Source organism: Actinomadura roseirufa (assembly GCF_900659635.1).
GTDB classification, from domain to species: domain Bacteria; phylum Actinomycetota; class Actinomycetes; order Streptosporangiales; family Streptosporangiaceae; genus Spirillospora; species Spirillospora roseirufa.
This window is the reverse complement of sequence record NZ_CAACVB010000166.1, coordinates 1-17,901: the sequence shown is the minus strand read 5'-3', so window position 1 is coordinate 17,901 and position 17,901 is coordinate 1. Positions and strand designations below refer to the sequence as shown.

Below are 17,901 nucleotides of genomic sequence, written 5' to 3'. Positions count from 1 at the left end.
GGGACTCCACCAGCGCGCGGCCGCCCGGCTCGGCGTCCGCCAGGGCCCGCCGCAGCTGCGACACCCGCGCCTGGAGGGTCGCCGCGGGGTTCGCCGGCAGCGCGGCGCCCCACAGGTCGTCGACGAGCCGGTCCGCCGGGACGACGCGCCCGGCGTGGGCGAGCAGGTTCGCCAGCAGCGCCCGGACCTTGCGGTCGGCGACCTTCACCGGCGTGCCGTCCTCCGTCCGCACCTCCACCGGACCGAGGACCCCGAAGCGCATACCGCCACCGTAGCGCCGCCCGAAGGGTTCCCGAAGCCGCCCGCCGCACGCTTCGTCCGTACCGACAAGGAGGATTCACCGTGATCGATGACACCATCGGCAAGACGCCCGTGACCGTCCTCGGGCTGGGGCTCATGGGCTCGGCGCTGGCCGGGGCGCTGCTGAACGCCGGGCATCCGACGACCGTGTGGAACCGGACGGCCGCCAAGGCCGCCCCGCTCGTCGCGCAGGGCGCCGTGGCCGCGGCGACCCCCGCCGAGGCCGTCGCCGCGAGCCCGCTGGTGATCGTGTGCCTGTCCGTCTACGCGGACGCGGAGGGCGTCCTGCCGGCCGAGGCGCTGGCCGGGCGGACGGTCGTGCAGCTCACCAACGGCACGCCCGCCCAGGCCCGCGCGCTCGCCGGGTACGTGACGGGGCACGGCGCCCGCTACGTCGACGGCGGCATCATGGCCGTACCGCCGATGATCGGCCGGCCGGAGGCGCTGATCCTCTACAGCGGCGACGAGGACGCGTTCGAGACGCACCGGGACCTGCTCGCGGTGCTCGGCACCCCCCGCCACCTGGGCGGCGACCCGGGCCGCGCGCCGCTGTTCGACATGGCCCTGCTGGACGCCATGTTCGGGATGTTCGCCGGCTTCTACCACGCCACCGCGCTCGTCCGCGCGGAGGGCGTCGAGGCCGCGGAGTTCGCGCCGATGGCCACCGCGTGGGTCAACGCGATGACGGGCACGTTCACCGAGGCGGCGCGGATGGTCGACGCGGGCGAGTTCGCCACGACGGTGTCGACCGTGGCCACCAGCCAGGTCGCCTTCCCCGAGCTGATCGAGCTGAGCCGCGAGCTGGGCGTCGACCCGTCCCCGCTGCTCCCGATGCGCGACCTCCTGGACCGCGCCGTGGCCCGGGGTCACGCCTCCGACGGCCTGGCCCGCCTGATCGACCTCCTGGAGACCCGCTGATCGAAGCCCCCTTGAGGCTTGCCCATGGCATCGCCTCAAGGGGGCCGGTGACGCGTTCGCGTGCGGGCCGAGATCGGTGCCCGCCCGGGTCGTGGATCAATACTGTCGCCGGTGGGGCTCGGGGCGGGGGGTGGGGGGTTCGGGGTCGGGGGAACGGAGCGGCGGGGCCTCGGCGGTGCGGGGCGCGGGCCGGGGCGCGGTGCTCTCGGGCCGGTCGTCGGGGAGGAGACCCGCGGTCTCCAGGTACTGGCGGCCACGCGGGGTGATGTCCCACGCGTTGTGCCGCCATTCCTTGCGCCGCCAGACCACGCCCGCCGACAGGAGCCTGCGTCCCACCCGGCTGATCTCGGTCTCGTCGGTGCCGAGCTCGGCGGCGAGCTGCTGGTTGGACAGGCCCTGCCTGCGGCAGACGGCCTGGAGGAAGCGGGCGGCGTGGCCGTCGGGCTGGAGGGCCAGCTGCAGGCCGGACGGCAGCCGCCGCAGCGCCCAGTGGACGACGTCGATGAGCCCGAGGATGCGGCCGCGCTGCTCGCGCTGCGGGCCGTCGAGGGCGTCGGCGTCGAGGTAGTGGCGGTGCAGCCACTGCAGGCCGTCCTGGCATTCGACGAGCGCCGGCTCGTCGGCGCTGAGCGAGGCATCGGTGATCAGCATGCCGAGCGCGCTGAAGTGGCCGTCGCTGATGACCTTCGCGTGCTCCATCGAGTCGAGGAGCCGCCGGACCTCGGTCCTGCGGTCGTGCCCGGACGGCTGGGTTTCTGTCTTCACGGCTGCTCCTGGATCGGAGAGGGAAGGCCGGACATGTCCAGGGTGCGCCGGTGCCAAGTGAATGTCAAGTGAGGATCGGCGGGGTTCTGTACCAGATGCCACTGAAACGGAGGTCGCAGGCGAGTTAACATCGGTCGACCACCCGTCACCTTCAAAGTCAATCCCCCGGGGGCGCCCATGACGGATCAGTTGGCGGCATACGGCCATCCGGCCGGCCCAGCTGATCTCTTCGTCCGGTTGTACGACGACGTGCCCGACCGCGTCTTCCAGGGCTGGACGGCCTCACGGTGGTACGACGATCCCGAGGTCCGGCGGCGCGCCGGCGAGATCGGCGAGACCGTCCTCGGCGCGGGCGCGCTCGATCCCGCCGAGGTCGAGCGGATCATCGCCGAGCAGGGCGACCTCGGCCGGTTCACGCTGCTGCTGGGCCTGGACATCGCGCTCGCGCACGCCAACCCGTACTCGCCGTACTTCGACGCCCCCGCGCTGACGGGCACGCTGGTGAACTACCTGACCGAGGGCCGGCTGAACGGCCCCGGCACGCCGGGCGCGCTGCTGCCGCGCTGCGCGTTCCCGGGCCGGCCGCGGGGCCGCCGGGGCAAGGCGGAGTTCTTCGGCGTGCACCGCGTCCCGCAGGCCGAGTGGGACCTGATCGAGCACAGCGTCCTGCCCGCGGTCAACGACCCGCGCTTCACGCCGGGCGAGCCCGTCGCGGTCGGGTGCGCGCCGGTGCTGGAGACGTTCGACGACATCGAGATCGACTTCGAGGAGCGCGCCGGCATGACCGTCTACCGGCTGCGCCCGATGGACTCGGCCGGCGTCCGCACCCGCATCAAGGCGATCATCCGGCGGCTGGACGAGGCGGGGGCGCGGCTCGCGGTGATGCCCGAGTCGTCGCTGTCGGACGGGCTGCTGGAGCACTGGAAGGAGGTCGCGTTCGACACCGCCGGACGCGACCGCGAGCAGCACCCGCTGCGGTTCCTGCTGGCCGGCACCGGCCCCCTCGGCGGCGGCGACCCGCCGCCGAACCGCGCCGTCCTGATCGACCGCTGGACGGGGCAGGAGCTGCTCGTCCAGGACAAGCTGTCGGGCTTCACGCTGGACGCCGCGCAGATGCGGCTGTGGCGGCTGCCCGGCGCGCCGGAGTCCGGCACCGCCGAGGAGTACGCGGCGCTCGGCACCCGGGTCCGGGTGCTGGACTCCTCCCTCGGCCGGCTCGCGGTGCTGATCTGCGAGGACCTCGGCCGCTCGATCGGCTGGGAGCGGGAGCTGAAGGCGTGCGGGATCTCGCACCTGCTCGTCCCGATCTTCTCCAAGCCCGTCCTGGAGCACCGCTGGGAGCAGCAGGGCGCCGAGCGGCAGGTCGCCGGGCTCGGCAGCTGGGTGGTGGTGTCCAACAGCCTGGCGGTCGGCGCCGCGATCCCCGACGAGGAGCTGCCGGGCACCCGGCACACCTGCCTCGTCGCGGGCCCGGCGAGCCTGGACCGCGGCGCGTACGCCACCGAGCTCCAGTTCGGCGGGGCCAGCGCGGGCGACGAGCTCGGCCGGCTCGCGACCGCGGAGCTGCCGCGGGTGCTGCCCGGCGCCGCCTACGACGTGTGGCTGGAGCACTGGCCCGCCGCCAAGGACGCGGGCCGCACCGCCGCGGAGGTCAGCCGACGGTGAACGGCGCCGGGCCGGTCGCCGGGCCGCCCGGGGTGGTGACCACCGGATGGCCGGAGACGGCGCCCGGCGGCACGGTGGTGCGCAGCCGCGTGTCGGTCACGTCGGTGACCGGCGCCTCGGCGCCGCCGAAGCGGACGCCGGTCGCCGAGCCCAGCCCGGTGCCGTGCACGGTGACCGCCGTCCCGGGCGCGCCGGACGACGGGTCGACCGCGGTGATCCGCGCGGCCAGCGCCTGGTCGCGGCCCGGCTGGGCGGGGGCGAGCAGCGTGGCGAACACGGTGCGCAGCTTCTCGGCGGTCTCCCGGGAGAACAGCCCGACCAGCGCCGCGATGGCCGTGATGCCGTAGGGGTTGATGTCGGACGAGCCGCCCGCGGGCGAGGTCAGGCCGCCGCGCAGCACGAGGTAGACGATCAGCCCGAGCAGCGCGCCGACGAACGGCAGGAACAGGTACATCATCAGCCAGCTGCGGCGCAGCGACCGGTTCCCGACGTACCAGTACAGCGAGCGCAGCGCGTGCACCACCGAGCCGAGCGCCCCCGCGGCGAGCACGATGGTGAACAGGCTCGCCTCCCGCGTCAGCCGCGGCGACCAGCCCGGCAGATGCACCGCCACCGCGGCGGCCGGGGGCTGGACGCGCCCGTCGGGGCCGGTGCCGGGCGCGGGCGGCCACGCCTGCACGAGGACCGTCACCAGCACGGCCGTGAGCAGCAGGAGCACGGCCGACGCGGCGACGATGTCGCGGGTGCGGGCGTACTCGGTGCCGACCGGCGACTCGTTGGTCACGTCGTTGCTCCTCCTTGGGCTCCGGCAGGTGCTTCCGTGCATGTCATCGGGACCCGCCGCCGCACCGTTTCGCCCGCTTCACCATGATCAGTGAACCGGTGCGGGGGGTACCGGAAATGAAGCCTCCAAGGCTCTCGCATACCGGGAGTGCCCGGTCGTATGATCTCGGTCACTTTCTAGCGATCGGTGCGTCCCATGAACGAGTTCGCTCCCGCACGCCCCGTCCCCGTACGCCCCGCACGTCCCGGCCCCGGCATCGGCGCCGACGGCTCCTACACCCTGCCGGGCCAGATCGCCGCGTTCGTCCTCGGCCTGCTGACCACCCTGCTCTGCCCGCCGATGGCGGTGGTCGCCGCCCTGCTGTACACCCGGGCCGAGGAGCGCTTCGCGGCCGGCGACCCTGGCCGCGCCCGGCGGCTGGTGGTCTGGTCCTGGCTCAGCGTGACGGTGCTCCCGCTCGCCCTCACCGGGTCCATCGTCGCCGCCGTGTTCGCGATCAAGGCGTCCGGGAGCTGAGTTCCCCCACGCTTCATCTCGCGCTCACGCGGCCGCAGGGCGCGCTGCCTAACGTCCGGGGCGGCCGTCGCCCACCGCCACCCCCTCCCCCAGGGGTGGGGCGGCGGCGCGCAGGAGGCTGTCATGAGACTGCGATCGAGACACGTCGTCGCGGCCGTGACCGGGCTGGCCTTGCTGAGCGGCGGGGCCGCCTACGCGGGCACCCCCCGGCACGCGGGCCCGCAGGGCGACGGCACCGGGATCACGCCGGTGGGCCATCGGGTGACACCGGCGGGCGCGCAGGTGACGCTGGGGTTGCTGCCGCTGGCATCCGCGCTCAGCCCGGACGGCTCACGGCTGCTCGTCGGCAACGACGGGCAGGGCGTGCAGTCGCTCCAGCTGGTCGACGTCACCGCCGGGAAGGTCGTGCAGACGCTGGAGTACAAGGCGCCGCAGGCCCTCTACGCGGGCGTGGCGTGGAGCCCGGACGGCCGGCGCGCCTACGCGAGCGCGGGCGGCAACAACAAGATCCGCGTGTACGACGCCGAGGGCGGGACGCTCAAGGAGACCGCGTCCCTCGCGCTGCCGGAGAAGAACCCCGATGGCGAGAAGGTCTCCATGTTCCCGGCGGGGCTCGCCGTCACGCCGGACGGGAGGCGGCTGGTGGTCGCCGACCAGCAGGCGGACGCGGTGTCGGTGGTGGACCTGGCCTCCGGGCGGGCGCTGACGACGGCGGCCGGGCACCGGCCGTACGGCGTGACGCTCGGCCGCGACGGCAGGACCGCCTACGTCGCGAACCAGGGCGGCGCCTCGGTCAGCGTCGTCGACGTCACCGGCGCCCCCAAGGTCACCGGGACCGTTCCCACCGGGACGCACCCGGGCCGGATCTCGCTCAGCCCGGACGGGTCCCGCGCGTTCGTCACCGCGGGCGACGGCGACGAGGTCGACGTCCTCGACACCGCCGCGGCACGGGCCGTCCAGAAGATCGACCTGCGGCCGTACCGGGGCGCTCCCGTCGGCAGCAACCCGGTCGCGTCCACGCCGTCCGGGGACGGGCGGCTGCTGTACGTGGCGAACTCCGGCAACAACGACGTCGCCGTCGTGGACCTGCGCCGCGGCAAGGTCATCGGGATGATCCCGACGGGCTGGTACCCCACGTCGGTGGAGCTGGCCGGCGACCGGCTGCTGGTCACCAACGCCAAGGGGCTCGGCGCCGGACGCAACGACGGCCCGGGACACCCCGACCCCTACGGCGGCGGCACGCCCGACCGGTACATCGGGTCGATGATCAAGGGGACGCTGTCGCTGATCGACCACCCGTCCGACCGGCGGCGGCTGGCCGCCTGGTCCCGGCAGGTCGTGCGCGACAACGGGTTCGACGAGCGGGACCGCGTGCGCGGCGGGCGCGGGGACGGTGGCAGCGTCGTCCCGCTGCACCCCGGCGGGAAGACCCCCATCAAGCACGTCATCTACGTCGTGCGCGAGAACCGCACCTACGACCAGGAGCTCGGCAGCCTCGGCAAGGGCGACGGCGACCCGGGCGTCAACCTGTTCGGGGACGACACGGCGCCGAACGCGCGGGAGCTGTCGCGGCGGTTCGTCACCTTCGACAACTTCTACGCCGACGCGGAGGTGAGCGCCCAGGGCTGGAACTGGGTGGTCGGCGGCAACTCCAACCCCTACTCCGAGCAGGTGTGGCCCGCGAACTACTCGGGCCGCGACGCCCCCTACCCGTCCGAGAACGGCAGCCCCGAGATCGCGCCGAACCGCGATGTGAAGAACGCCTACATCTGGCAGCGTCTCGCCAAGGCCGGCGTCCCGTTCCGCAACTACGGCTTCTACGTGAACCATGACGCGCGGGGACGCGCGTCCGCCGACGACCCGGTGCTGGCGGCGGCCACCGACCCGGCCTTCCACGGCTACGACCTCGCCTGCCCGGACAGCCCCGGCTCGTTCGCCCCGATGTCCACGACGTGCGGGACGCCGCGGGTGACCGAGTGGCTGACCGACTTCCGCCGCTACGAGGCGAGCGGGAAGCTGCCGCCGGTGGAGTTCGTCCGGCTGCCGAACGACCACACCGCGGGCACCAGGCCCGGCTCGCCGACGCCGCGCGCCTACGTCGCCGACAACGACTACGCGCTCGGCCTGCTGGTGGAGGCGGTCAGCGCGTCCCGGTTCTGGAAGGACACCGCGATCTTCATCACCGAGGACGACGCGCAGAACGGCCCCGACCACGTCGACGCGCATCGGACGATCGCGCTGGTGGTCAGCCCGTACACGCGGACGGGCAAGGTCGACTCGACGTTCTACAGCACGGTCTCGATGGTGCGGACGATGGAGCTGATCAGCGGGGTGGGGCCGCTCACCCAGTTCGACGCGTACGCGACGCCGATGACCGCGGCGTTCACGTCCCGGCCCGACCGCCGCCCGTACCGGGCGATCACGCCGTCGTGGCCGCGGACGGAGACCAACGCGGCGAACGCGGCGATGGCGGCGATCTCGGCGCGGCAGCAGCTGGGCAGGGAGGACCAGATCGACGAGCGGACGTTCAACGAGGCGATCTGGCGCAGCGTCCGCGGCCGGGACGCGCGGATGCCCGAGCCGCGGCACCTCCTTCCCGGCGCCCCGGCGCCCCGCGAGGACGACGACGATGACTGACGGCGGCTGACGCGGCGGGGCCCCGCGGGAAGAGGACGGGGACCGGGCGGGTTGGCAATGGGCATGACGCTCCGGTTCTCCGTCCTCGACCTGTCCCCCGTCGTCTCCGGCTCGACGTCGGGTCAGGCGCTGCGCAACACGCTCGACCTGGCCCGGCACGCCGAACGGCTCGGCTTCCACCGGTACTGGCTCGCCGAGCACCACGCGATGCCCGGGATCGCGAGCTCGGCGACCGCCGTGCTGATCGGCCAGGTCGCCGCCGTGACGTCGGCGATGCGGATCGGGTCGGGCGGGATCATGCTGCCGAACCACGCGCCGATGGTGGTCGCCGAGCAGTTCGGGACCCTGGAGGCGCTGTACCCCGGGCGGATCGATCTCGGCCTGGGCCGCGCCCCCGGAACCGATCAGGCGACCGCGCGCGCTCTGCGCAGGTCCCCGGACGCGTTGTCGGTGGACGACTTCCCGGAGCAGGTCGTCGAACTGCGCGGCTACTTCGACGACGGCGGCACGGTGACGCCCGCCGCGGGCAACGGGCCGCCGGTCTGGCTGCTCGGCAGCAGCGGCTACAGCGCGCGGCTGGCGGGGCTGCTCGGCCTGCCGTTCGCGTTCGCGCACCATTTCAGCTCGCAGAACACCGAGCCCGCGCTGGCGCTGTACCGGGACTCGTTCCGCCCGTCCGAGCACCTGGCCGAGCCGTACTCGATGATCGGGGTGTCGGTGACGGCGGCGGACACCGACGAGCGGGCCGCCGAGATGGCCCGGCCGCAGTCGCTGGCCTTCCTGCGGCTGCGGCAGGGGCGGCCGGGGTTGCTGCCCACCCCGGAGGAGACCGACGCCTACCCCTACACGCCGGTGGAGCGCGAGATCATCCAGTCGCGGGCGGCGGAGCAGGTCGTCGGCGGGCCGGAGAGCGTGCGGCGGCAGATGGACGACCTCATCGCCCGGACGGCGGTCGACGAGGTCATGATCACCACGATGGTGTACGACCACGCCGACCGCCTGCGCTCCTACGACATCGTCGCCGGCCTGTACGACCTCAAGGCCGCCGCGCCGCAGGAGGGCGCGCTCACCTGATCCCCGGCCGGGTCACCGCGGCCTGACCTCGAAGTCGAACGCGACGGTGCCGGGGTCGAGCAGGGCGGTGCCGCCGTCCACCGACAGGACCGCGCCGTTCACGTAGGACGACTCCGGGCCGAGCAGCCACAGGACGGCCGCGGCGGCCTCCTCCGGGGTGCCCGGCCGGCGCTGCGGGACGAGCCGGGTGACCTCCTCGTACGCCTCCTCCCGGCCGAGGCCGTGCGGCTCGCCGAACTCGCGCATCTCCTCGTCCGACATCTCCGTGCGGATCCACCCGGGGCACACCACGTTCGCGCGGACGCCGCGCGGCCCGTAGTCGGCCGCGATCGTCTGCGTGAGCATGGTGAGCCCCGCCTTGGACGTGGCGTAGGCGGCCACGCCGAGCGGGGTGCGCAGCGCGGCGACCGACGACACCGACACCAGCGACCCGCGCGTCTCGATCAGGTGCGGCAGCGCGGCCCTGGCCAGCAGGAACACCGAGGTCAGGTTCGTCCTCAGGGTGATGTCCCAGTCCTCGTCCGACAGGTCGAGGACGCCGCCGTTGCGCAGTGTTCCGGCGTTGGCGACCACGCCGTCCAGCCGTCCGTGGGCCGCCACGACGTCGTCCACGAGGGCGGCGACCGCGTCCGGGGAGGACACGTCGGCGACCCTGGCCTCGGCGCCGGTCGCGGCGGCGACCCGGTCGAGGGCCTCCTTGCGGCGCCCGCAGATCACCACCCGGTCGCCGCGGGCGGCGGCGCCGGCGGCGACCGCCGCCCCGATCCCGCTGCCGCCGCCGGTGACGATCAGCACGCGTCCCATGCCTTCTCCTTCGCTGGGGTGAACGGTGGTCAGCTCGCCGCCGCCTCGCCGAGATAGGCGGAGTGCAGCAGTTCGGGGGACTTGCGGAGCGGCGCCGCCGGACCCGAGTGGGTGAGCCGGCCGCCCGCCAGGACGTGCGCGGTGTCGGCGATGCCCAGCGCGAGCGTCGCGAACTGCTCGACCAGCAGGACCGCGACGCCGTCGTCGGCGAGGGACCGGACGGCGGGCAGCAGCCGCCGCACGATCACCGGCGCGAGACCGAGCGACATCTCGTCGATCAGCAGCACCGACGGCCCCATCGCCAGGGCCCGCGCGAGCACGACCATCTGCTGCTCGCCGCCCGACAGCAGCCCGGCCTGGACGTCCATCCGCTTGTCCAGCTCGGGGAACAGCTCCAGGGCGCGGTCCACGGCCGCGGCGCCGCGGCGGACCACCCGCAGGTTCTCCGCGACCGTCAGGGACGTGAAAACGGTGCGGCCCTGCTCCACGAGCGCGAGACCGCGCCTGGCCCGCGCCACCCGGTCGAGGCCGGCGAGGTCGGCGCCGCCCCCGGTCAGCCGTCCCGACGTGATCGGCAGGACCCCGGCGATCGCCTCCAGCAGCGTGGTCTTCCCCGCGCCGTTCGGGCCGAGCAGGACTGTGACCTCCCCGGCGGGGACGGTCAGCGACACGTCGCGGACGATCGGGGCGCCGCCCCGCGCGACCGCCACGTCCGCCAGCGTCAGATCCGTCACGGTCGTCATGTGAGGGCCACCTCGTCTCCCAGGTAGGCGCGGGCGACCTCGGGCCGGGCCAGCACCTCGGCGGGCGGGCCCGCGGCGATGACCTGGCCGAAGTCGAGGACGACGACGCGCGCGCAGGCCCGCCGCACCATGTCGAGGTCGTGCTCGATCAGCAGGACCGACGCACCGTAGCGGGCCGGGACCTCCACGAGCCGGTCGGCGAGCGCGAGGGACTCGGCGTGCGCGAGCCCGGCGGCCGGCTCGTCCAGGATGATCAGCTTCGGCCGGGCGAGCAGCGCGGCGGCCACCTCCAGGAGGCGGCGGCTGCCGACGTCGAGGTCGGCGACGTGCGCGTCCGGCGGAGGGCAGCCGAGGAACGCGCGGACCTCCGCCAGCTCGCCGGCGGGGACGGCGCGATGGGCCGCGAACCGCAGGTAGGCGCCGACGGTGAGGCCGGTCGGGACGCGGTCCTGCTGGAACGTGCGGCGCAGCCCGGCCGCGGCGCGGCGGTGCACGGGCAGGCCGCCGAGGGGACGGCCGGCGAGGGTCACCGACCCGGTGGCCGACGGCAGGAACCCCGACAGCGCGTCGGTCAGGGTCGACTTGCCCGCGCCGTTCGGGCCGATGAGGCCCATGACGGTGCCCTCCGGGACGACGAGGTCCACGTCCTGGAGCGCGACCACCTGCCCGAACCGGACGCTCAGGCCCTTGACCTCCAGAAGCGGCTCGGTCCCGAGCGGCGGGGTCCCGCCGTCCACCGGCGCCCGCGGCGCGGGGACCGCGGCGGGCCGGCGGGCGCGCAGCCGGCGGGCCACGCCCTCGCTGACGCTGCTGCCCTGCGACAGCGCGTGCACGGCGCCGACGCCGAACAGCACGTTCGCCCAGTCCTGGTTGATCCCGGCGCGGCGGAACAGCTCCGGCACGAACATGATCATGACGCCGCCCAGCAGCGCCCCGCCGACGTACTCCCCGCCCGCCATCACGGCGACGACGAACAGGGCCAGCGAGCTGATCGTCCCGAAGTTCTGCGCCGTGATCATGCCGACCTGACCGGCGAGCAGCCCGCCGGACAGGCCCGCGGCGAAGGCGCTGAGCGCGAACGCCGACAGCTTGGCGCCGGCGACGCCCGTCCCGGAGGCGGCGGTGGCCCGCTCGGAGAACCGGACGGCGCGCCACGCGGCGCCCGTCCGGGTGCCCCCGAGCCACTGGACCCCGACCGCGGCCACGACGAACACCAGGCCCGCGTACACGAAGTACTGCCGGTCGGTGGCGATGAACCCGGGCCGCAGGACCTGCTGGTAGGAGTCGACGCCGGGGAAGTTCACCGCGGAGATCACGACGTCGGCGGCGGCGGCGAACCCGAGCGTGACGACGGCGAGGTGCACACCGCGCAGCCGCAGCGCCGGCAGCCCGATCAGCACGCCGAACGGCATCGCGGCCAGGCCGCCGGCGAGCGTCCAGGCGATCAGCCCGCCGGGGGTCTCCCACACGTTGAGCTGGGCGACCGTCCAGGCGCCGACCGCGGCGAACGACAGCTGGCACAGCGAGTTCATGCCGGCCCGGCCGACGATGCCGAGGCCGAGCAGCGCGACCGCCGACACCAGCACCGACGTCGCGAGGAACAGCCAGTACTGCGGGACGGTGATCGCCGCGACGATGACGACCAGCAGCGCGCCGGCCGGCTGCGCGAGCAGGCCGGTCAGCGCCCGCCGGCGGGAGCGGCCGGGACCGGCCGGCCCGCTCGGCGCGGCGTCCCCCGGCGGCTTCGCGGGCTCCGCCTCAGCGTGCCGCATCCCACACCTCCTTGCGCTGGGACCAGATCAGGATGGCGAGGATCGCCACGAACGGCACCGTGTCGCGGTACTGCTGCAGCTCGGTGACGTGGGCGAGCGCGCCCTGCAGCGCGCCGAGCCCGAGGCCGCCCGCGACCGTCCGGCCGAGGCTGCGGAAGCCGCCGACGAGCGCGGCGGCGCCCGCCGGGATGACCATCAGCGACAGCGACGTCTGGTCGCTGGTCTGCTGCGGCGCGACGACGAGCAGGACGGCGGCGGCGAGCAGCCCGGTGACCGCCCACATCCCGACGCCGAGGCGGCGGGAGGGGATGGCGTGCAGCTCGGCGGTCGTCGGCCGCTCCGACAGCGCGCGCAGCCGCAGGCCGAGGACGGTCCGGGTGAGGACGAGCCAGGCGCCCGCCGCGACCAGGATCGACCCCGCGACGCACACCGCCGACGCCTTGGTGACCGTGATGCCGTCCACGGTGAACAGCGAGCCGCCGAACTTGCCCGGCATGCGGCGCGGGTCGGTGCCGAAGGCCAGGAACGAGACGGCGAGCAGGCCGACGAGGAACGCGATGGAGATGGCCGAGCGCTGGTCGGCGCCGGCCTCCCCGAACCACGTGCCCATCACCCAGCCGAGCGCGGCGGCGACCAGCGTGGCGGCCAGGAGGCCGGCGAGCGCGGCCGGCCCGTAGGGCCAGCCGTGCTCGGAGGTGATCGCCATCGTGTAGAGGCCGATCACGCCGATCGCGACCTGTGCGAAGTTGACGACCCTGACCAGCCGGAACATCAGCGTGAGGCAGAGGCCGAACGCGGCGTAGGCGCCGCCGCCGGCGAGGCCGGCGATCGCTCCCTCAAGCATTGGGCAGCTTGACCCAGTCGGGGGTGAGCACGGTCCAGCCGCCCTTCGCGTCCGGCTGGACGAACTTGGCGGCGAGGTTGGAGGCGTGGGACTTGCCGGACCCGAAGGCGAACGGCAGCCCGGTCATGCCCGACTCCAGCGGCTTGAGGTCCTTCATGGCCTTGGTGACGGCCTCGCGGGTGATGTCGCCCTTGATCCCCTTCAGCACCGTGACCAGGTGCTGGGCGGCGAGGTAGCCGCCCTGGGCGAAGGCGGTGAGCGGCACGTTGTGCTTGGTCATCGTCGCCCGCCAGTCCTTGTTGGCCTGGGACGCGGTGTCGGTGTACGGCTCGAACTCCGACAGCGCGACGACGTTCTTGCCCGCGGGGCCCAGCGCCTTGGACGCCTCGGCGGTGTAGGTGGAGGCCAGGAAGAGCCACTTGATGTTGTTGATCTTCTGCGCCTGCGCGGCCTTGACCCAGCCGATGGACATCGGCTCGACGCCGTTGAACAGCACCGCCTGGCAGCCCGCACCGCGCGCCCGCAGGACGTAGGGGGTGTAGTCGGTCGTGGCCGCCGACAGGCTCAGGTCGTTGATCAGCAGCTTCTTACCGGTGATCTTGGACCAGCGCTCGACGCCCTCCCGGTAGGCGTTGGCGGTGCTGCCGATGATCGTGAAGAACGCGCAGATCTTGCTGATCTTCAGCGTCTCGGAGGCGTAGTAGAGCGTCACGGTGGACCCGAAGAACGGGCCGGTGTTGACCGGGGAGATGTTCGGCGAGGTGAAGCAGCCGGGGTCCACGCCGACGCCGCGGACGTCGGTGATCTTGTTCCGGTCGTACAGCGGCCCGTTGACCTGGCAGTCGACCAGGCTGGCGCCGCCGGCCAGCGCCACCGCCTTCTTGTTCTGGATGACGTCGCGGGCGGCGAGCGCGGCGCTGGCCGGGTCGCCCTTGTCGTCGGCGGCGGTGTAGGCGATCTTGTGGCCGTTGACGCCGCCGGCGGCGTTGACGTCGTCGAAGACGGCCTTGGCCGCCTGGGACGCCTCGGGGAAGGTGACCGGCCCGCTCAGGGTCGACACCGACCCGACGTTGATCGGACCGGAGCCGGACCCGGAGCCGTCGTCGGCGCACGCGGCCAGCGGAAGGACGAGAAGAGCGGCTGCGACGATGGGGGTGATTCGCATCTCAGAGACCTTCGGTGCTGTGGACGATCCGGCCGTCGAAGACGGTCATCGCGACGGGAACGTCCGGGAGGTCGTGGGGATCGAGGGCGGTGATCGTCCCGTCCAGGACGGTGACGTCGCCGGCCTTGCCGGTTTCGAGGGTGCCCTTCCAGTCCTCGGCGAAGTCCTGCCATGCCGCGTTGACGGTGTAGGCGCGGACGGCCTCGGGCAGCCCGACCCGTTCCTCGGGGCCGAACGTCCGTCCGCTCGCCTTGGACTCGCGCAGCAGCATCGCCGCCACGCCCTGCCGCCAGTTGGGCGGGGCGACAGGGGCGTCCGAGCTGGCGGTGACCGGGATGCCGGCCTCGATCGCCGACCGGACGGGGTACTGGTAGGCGGCCCGGTCGTGCCCGAGCTGCTCCTCCAGCATGTCGACGATCATCCATTTGATCGCCGGGTTCATGTTCGCGCCGAAGCCGTGCCGGGCGAGCTTGCGCATGCTCTGCGGGCCGAGCAGGTCGGCGTGGATGACGTAGTGCCGGGGGTCGTCGCGCGGGTGCTCGGCCTGCGCCGCCTCGAAGGCGTCCACGACGGCGTCGATGGCGCGGTCGCCGGTGACGTGCACGCCGAGCTGGTGGCCCGCCACGTGCGCCAGCCTGATCATCTCGTTGAGCTCGCGGGTGCGCAGCGCGTCGGAGGCGCCGTGCACGCACAGGCAGCCGAAGTCGCCGCCGGGGTACTGCTCGCGCATCCAGGCGGTCTCGTTCGGCGGGATGCCGTCGGCGAACAGCTTCACGCCGAGGACGTTCAGGATGCGGGGGTCGACGTCCTCGGGGACCTTGGCGTTGGCCAGGCCCTCGGCGATGTCGGCGGCCGAGCCGCTGAGCCCGGTGAGCAGCAGCAGCACGCTGACCCGCGCGCCGAGGTCGCCGGCGCGGGCGAGGTCGCCGTAGACGTCCAGGGTGAGCTGGCCCGCCGCGCCCGCGAACAGGCTCTTGCCGCCCGGCCCGAGGCCGGGCTCGGTGTAGCTGGTGATGCCCTCCTGCTGGAGGGTCGCGACGGCCTCGCGGATCGCGCTCTCGATCTGGTCGCGGGTGTAGGGCGGCAGGTGACGCTGCAGGAGGTCCTGGGCGCCCTCGGCGAGCAGGCCGGTGGGGTTGCCGGCCCCGTCCACGTGAATGCGGCCGCCCTCGGGCGACACGCTGTCGGCGGTGATGCCCGCCAGCTCCAGCGCCCGCGAGTTGGCCCAGGTGAGGTGCCCGCTGAAGTCCTGGAGGTAGACCGGGTGGGACGGGGCGGCCGCGTCGAGGTCGGCGCGGTCGGGCATCCGGCCGCCGTCCAGGCACTCGGTCAGGTAGCCGGGGTCCCAGCCGTTCCCGCGGATCCAGCGGCCCTCGGGGACACGGGCCGCCGCCTCCTTCACCGCCGCCGTGATGTCGGCGATCGAGCGCACCGCCGGGTACGCCACGTCCAGGGCGAGCGGGGGGCGGTTCGTGCCGAACGCGCAGCCGTGCAGGTGCGAGTCGTTGATACCGGGCAGCGCCGTGCGTCCGCGCAGGTCGACGACCTGCGTGCGCGGTCCGGCCAGCGCGCGGACCTCCTCGGTCGAGCCGACCGCGGTGATCTTCCCGCCGGTGATGGCCACCGCCTGCGCCACCGAGAACCGCGCGTCGGCCGTGAGGACCTCGCCGTCCAGCAGCACCAGGTCCGGGGAGTGGTTCATGTACGCCCCTGTTCCTTAATTTGGGCCCAAACGTATTGCGAACGTATGGGGCCAAATGATGACCGGTCAATCACGAACGAGTAACAGTGTGACCTGCTTCACCATGATCCGGACATGCGAAGGCCGCCGGCCTCCGCAAGGAGGTCGGCGGCCCACGGGCGCAGGACGAACGCCCAGGTCAGACGGCTGTCAGAGAGCGAACGCCGCCTCGATGACGTCCAGCCCCTCCAGCAGCAGCCGCTCGGGGATGACGAGCGGCGGCAGGAACCTCAGCACGTTCCCGTACGTTCCGGCCGTCAGCACCAGCAGCCCGCGCGCGTGGCAGCGGCGCGCGATCTCGGCGGTCAGCTCCGGATCCGGCTCCTTCGTGCCCTCCCGCACCAGCTCGATCGCGATCATCGCGCCGCGGCCGCGCACGTCGCCGATCGCCGGGTACCGCCCGGCCAGCTCGCGCAGCCGGGGCAGCATGATCTCCCCGATCCGGCGGGCCCGCTCGACGAGCCCGCCCTCCTCGATCTCCTCCAGGACGGCCAGCGCCGCCTCACAGGCCAGCGGGTTCCCGCCGTAGGTGCCGCCCAGCCCGCCGCCGTGGACCCTGTCCATGATCTCCGCGCGGCCGGTCACGCCCGCCAGCGGCAGCCCGCCCGCGATTCCCTTGGCCGTGGTGACGATGTCCGGGACGATCCCCTCGTGCTCGCAGGCGAACAGGTCGCCCGTCCGCGCGAAGCCCGTCTGGACCTCGTCGGCGACGAACAGCGCCCCGCTCTCCCGGCAGAACTCCGCGATCGCGGGCAGGAACCCGGGCGCGGGCTCGACGAACCCGCCCTCGCCCTGGATCGGCTCGACCACGACCGCCGCCACGTTCGACGCGCCGATCTGCTTGGTGATCTGCTCGATCGCCTGCGCCGCCGCCTCCGGCCCGCAGTTCGCCGGGCCGGTCGGCCAGCGGTACGGGTAGGCCATCGGCATCCGGTAGACCTCCGGAGCGTACGGCCCGAACCCCTGCTTGTACGGCATGTTCTTGGCGGTCAGCGTCATCGTCAGCAGGGTCCGGCCGTGGTAGCCGTGGTCGAACACCACCACCGCCTGCCGCCCCGTCGCGTACCGGGCGATCTTGACGGCGTTCTCCACCGCCTCCGCGCCGCTGTTGACCAGGAACGACCGCTTCTCGTGGTCGCCCGGGGTCAGCCGGTTCAGCCGCTCGCAGACCGCCACGTACGACTCGTACGGCGCGACCATGAAGCACGTGTGGGTGAACCGCCCGGCCTGCCGGGCCACCCGCTCGGCGACGCGCGGGTTGGCGTTGCCGACGTTGGTCACCGCGATGCCGGAGCCGAAGTCGATGAGCGAGTTGCCGTCGGCGTCGACGACCACGCCGCCGTCGGCGTCCGTCACGTACACCGGCAGCACGCTGCCGACCCCGGGCGGCACCGCCGCGATCCGGCGCTGCTGCAGTTCCCGGGACCGCGGCCCCGGGATCTCGGTCACGACGCGGCGCTCCTGCGGCAGGCGGGCGGCGGTGCCCGCGGTGGGAGCGAAGTCCTGGCTGGTCATGGCGCGAACATAGGCCGCCGAACGCCTACGATGAACCGTACGGGACGGCGAAATCCGTCCCGTGATCTGGACGTCCTGCACAGGAGCCGCCCGAGCCGCGCGAGGATCGCGATGCCGCCCACCCTGGCCGCCGTGGCCGCCCTCCCCCGGCTCAGGCTGCGGCCGCTGACCGGCCCGCCGCCCGACGCGCCGGTGGTGTGGGTCGCGGTCAGCGAGCTGGAGGACCCGACCTCGTTCCTGGAGGGCGGCGAGCTGGTGCTGACCACCGGCATGCGGCTCACCCCGGACAACGCCGCCGGATACGTCGACCGGCTGGTCGCCCGGGGCGTCGCCGGCCTCGGCGTCGGGGTCGGCGTCATCCACGACACCGTCCCGCCCGCGCTGGTCGCCGCGGCCCGCGACCGCGGCCTCGCGCTGCTGGAAGTCCCCCGGCCCACCCCCTTCATCGCCGTCGGCAAGGCCGTCTCGCGGATGCTGGCCGCCGAGTGGTACGAGGACGTGACCCGCGCCTACCAGGCCCAGCGGGAGCTGACCCGCGCCGCGCTGGCGGGGCCGGGCCCGCTGGTCACCCGGCTGGCCCGCCTCCTGGACGGCTGGGCGCTGCTGCTCGACCCGGCCGGCGCGGTCCGGCACGCCGAACCGGCCGGCGCCCGCGACC

16 protein-coding genes are annotated in these 17,901 nt (G+C 73.9%); 6 read left to right on the top strand and 10 right to left on the bottom strand.

Annotation, left to right across the window (positions count from 1 at the left end; translation table 11 throughout):
• On the bottom strand, positions 1 to 262 hold a 262-nt coding region (locus E1291_RS28195), incomplete at its 3' end, for an AfsR/SARP family transcriptional regulator (protein ID WP_207400981.1).
• 80 nt (positions 263 to 342) lie between these two features.
• On the opposite strand from E1291_RS28195, the gene E1291_RS28190 reads away from it, so the two are divergent.
• The gene (locus E1291_RS28190) at positions 343 to 1,218 is read left to right on the top strand and encodes an NAD(P)-dependent oxidoreductase (protein ID WP_242614421.1); all 876 of its coding nucleotides are present in this window, start codon (positions 343 to 345) and stop codon (positions 1,216 to 1,218) included.
• A 96-nt stretch (positions 1,219 to 1,314) separates the two neighbouring features.
• Here E1291_RS28190 and E1291_RS28185 read toward each other — a convergent pair whose 3' ends face one another.
• On the bottom strand, positions 1,315 to 1,983 hold the full coding sequence (locus E1291_RS28185; RefSeq protein WP_131741110.1) for a hypothetical protein: 669 nt from the start codon (positions 1,981 to 1,983) through the stop codon (positions 1,315 to 1,317).
• A gap of 177 nt (positions 1,984 to 2,160) precedes the next feature.
• On the opposite strand from E1291_RS28185, the gene E1291_RS28180 reads away from it, so the two are divergent.
• Complete coding sequence (locus tag E1291_RS28180) at positions 2,161 to 3,648, top strand: carbon-nitrogen hydrolase family protein (RefSeq protein WP_131741109.1); 1,488 nt, start codon at positions 2,161 to 2,163, stop codon at positions 3,646 to 3,648.
• Here the strand turns inward: E1291_RS28180 and E1291_RS28175 are convergent.
• Positions 3,635 to 4,432, bottom strand: coding sequence for an IPT/TIG domain-containing protein (locus tag E1291_RS28175; RefSeq protein ID WP_165495315.1), 798 nt, complete (start codon positions 4,430 to 4,432; stop codon positions 3,635 to 3,637). The two genes, E1291_RS28180 and E1291_RS28175, sit on opposite strands and share 14 nt — an antisense overlap.
• A 195-nt stretch (positions 4,433 to 4,627) precedes the next feature.
• Here E1291_RS28175 and E1291_RS28170 point away from each other — a divergent pair, with 195 nt between their 5' ends.
• From E1291_RS28170 to E1291_RS28160, 3 genes are all read left to right on the top strand, one after another.
• Positions 4,628 to 4,948, top strand: a complete 321-nt coding sequence (locus E1291_RS28170; protein WP_131741107.1) for a hypothetical protein — start codon at positions 4,628 to 4,630, stop codon at positions 4,946 to 4,948.
• Positions 4,949 to 5,071: 123 nt separating this feature from the next.
• A complete protein-coding gene (locus E1291_RS28165; protein WP_207400980.1) occupies positions 5,072 to 7,585 on the top strand; it encodes a bifunctional YncE family protein/alkaline phosphatase family protein in 2,514 nt (837 codons plus the stop codon).
• Positions 7,586 to 7,642: 57 nt separating this feature from the next.
• Complete coding sequence (locus tag E1291_RS28160; protein WP_306434486.1) at positions 7,643 to 8,659, top strand: LLM class flavin-dependent oxidoreductase; 1,017 nt, start codon at positions 7,643 to 7,645, stop codon at positions 8,657 to 8,659.
• Between the two features lie 12 nt (positions 8,660 to 8,671).
• Here E1291_RS28160 and E1291_RS28155 read toward each other — a convergent pair whose 3' ends face one another.
• The 7 genes from E1291_RS28155 to gabT form a co-directional block, all read right to left on the bottom strand.
• The gene (locus tag E1291_RS28155) at positions 8,672 to 9,463 is read right to left on the bottom strand and encodes an SDR family NAD(P)-dependent oxidoreductase (protein ID WP_131741106.1); all 792 of its coding nucleotides are present in this window, start codon (positions 9,461 to 9,463) and stop codon (positions 8,672 to 8,674) included.
• 29 nt (positions 9,464 to 9,492) lie between these two features.
• The gene (locus tag E1291_RS28150) at positions 9,493 to 10,206 is read right to left on the bottom strand and encodes an ABC transporter ATP-binding protein (RefSeq protein WP_207400979.1); all 714 of its coding nucleotides are present in this window, start codon (positions 10,204 to 10,206) and stop codon (positions 9,493 to 9,495) included.
• Complete coding sequence (locus E1291_RS28145; protein ID WP_131741105.1) at positions 10,203 to 11,978, bottom strand: branched-chain amino acid ABC transporter ATP-binding protein/permease; 1,776 nt, start codon at positions 11,976 to 11,978, stop codon at positions 10,203 to 10,205. The genes E1291_RS28150 and E1291_RS28145 overlap by 4 nt, the downstream gene beginning before the upstream one ends.
• Entirely contained in the window at positions 11,965 to 12,822 is an 858-nt protein-coding gene (locus tag E1291_RS28140; protein WP_131741104.1) for an ABC transporter permease subunit, read from the bottom strand. The genes E1291_RS28145 and E1291_RS28140 overlap by 14 nt, the downstream gene beginning before the upstream one ends.
• A complete protein-coding gene (locus tag E1291_RS28135) occupies positions 12,815 to 13,987 on the bottom strand; it encodes an ABC transporter substrate-binding protein (protein WP_131741103.1) in 1,173 nt (390 codons plus the stop codon). The genes E1291_RS28140 and E1291_RS28135 overlap by 8 nt, the downstream gene beginning before the upstream one ends.
• Before the next feature lies 1 nt (position 13,988).
• A complete protein-coding gene (locus E1291_RS28130) occupies positions 13,989 to 15,689 on the bottom strand; it encodes an amidohydrolase (RefSeq protein ID WP_131741102.1) in 1,701 nt (566 codons plus the stop codon).
• A gap of 189 nt (positions 15,690 to 15,878) precedes the next feature.
• Entirely contained in the window at positions 15,879 to 17,243 is a 1,365-nt protein-coding gene (gabT, locus tag E1291_RS28125) for a 4-aminobutyrate--2-oxoglutarate transaminase (protein WP_131741101.1), read from the bottom strand.
• Between the two features lie 111 nt (positions 17,244 to 17,354).
• Between gabT and E1291_RS28120 the strand changes: the two genes are divergently transcribed.
• Positions 17,355 to 17,901, top strand: a 547-nt coding sequence (locus E1291_RS28120) for a PucR family transcriptional regulator ligand-binding domain-containing protein (RefSeq protein ID WP_207400978.1), incomplete at its 3' end; no start/stop codon positions are given.

Excerpts from the sequence above, each read along its gene's own strand:
- E1291_RS28180 (WP_131741109.1), top strand. The coding sequence starts at position 2,161 with ATGACGGATCAGTTGGCGGCATACGGCCATCCGGCCGGCCCAGCTGAT.
- E1291_RS28140 (WP_131741104.1), bottom strand. The coding sequence starts at position 12,822 with ATGCTTGAGGGAGCGATCGCCGGCCTCGCCGGCGGCGGCGCCTACGCC.
- E1291_RS28160 (WP_306434486.1), top strand. The coding sequence starts at position 7,643 with ATGGGCATGACGCTCCGGTTCTCCGTCCTCGACCTGTCCCCCGTCGTC.
- E1291_RS28145 (WP_131741105.1), bottom strand. The coding sequence starts at position 11,978 with ATGCGGCACGCTGAGGCGGAGCCCGCGAAGCCGCCGGGGGACGCCGCG.
- E1291_RS28150 (WP_207400979.1), bottom strand. The coding sequence starts at position 10,206 with ATGACGACCGTGACGGATCTGACGCTGGCGGACGTGGCGGTCGCGCGG.
- E1291_RS28165 (WP_207400980.1), top strand. The coding sequence starts at position 5,072 with ATGAGACTGCGATCGAGACACGTCGTCGCGGCCGTGACCGGGCTGGCC.
- E1291_RS28170 (WP_131741107.1), top strand. The coding sequence starts at position 4,628 with ATGAACGAGTTCGCTCCCGCACGCCCCGTCCCCGTACGCCCCGCACGT.
- E1291_RS28155 (WP_131741106.1), bottom strand. The coding sequence starts at position 9,463 with ATGGGACGCGTGCTGATCGTCACCGGCGGCGGCAGCGGGATCGGGGCG.
- E1291_RS28135 (WP_131741103.1), bottom strand. The coding sequence starts at position 13,987 with ATGCGAATCACCCCCATCGTCGCAGCCGCTCTTCTCGTCCTTCCGCTG.
- E1291_RS28130 (WP_131741102.1), bottom strand. The coding sequence starts at position 15,689 with ATGAACCACTCCCCGGACCTGGTGCTGCTGGACGGCGAGGTCCTCACG.
- gabT (WP_131741101.1), bottom strand. The coding sequence starts at position 17,243 with ATGACCAGCCAGGACTTCGCTCCCACCGCGGGCACCGCCGCCCGCCTG.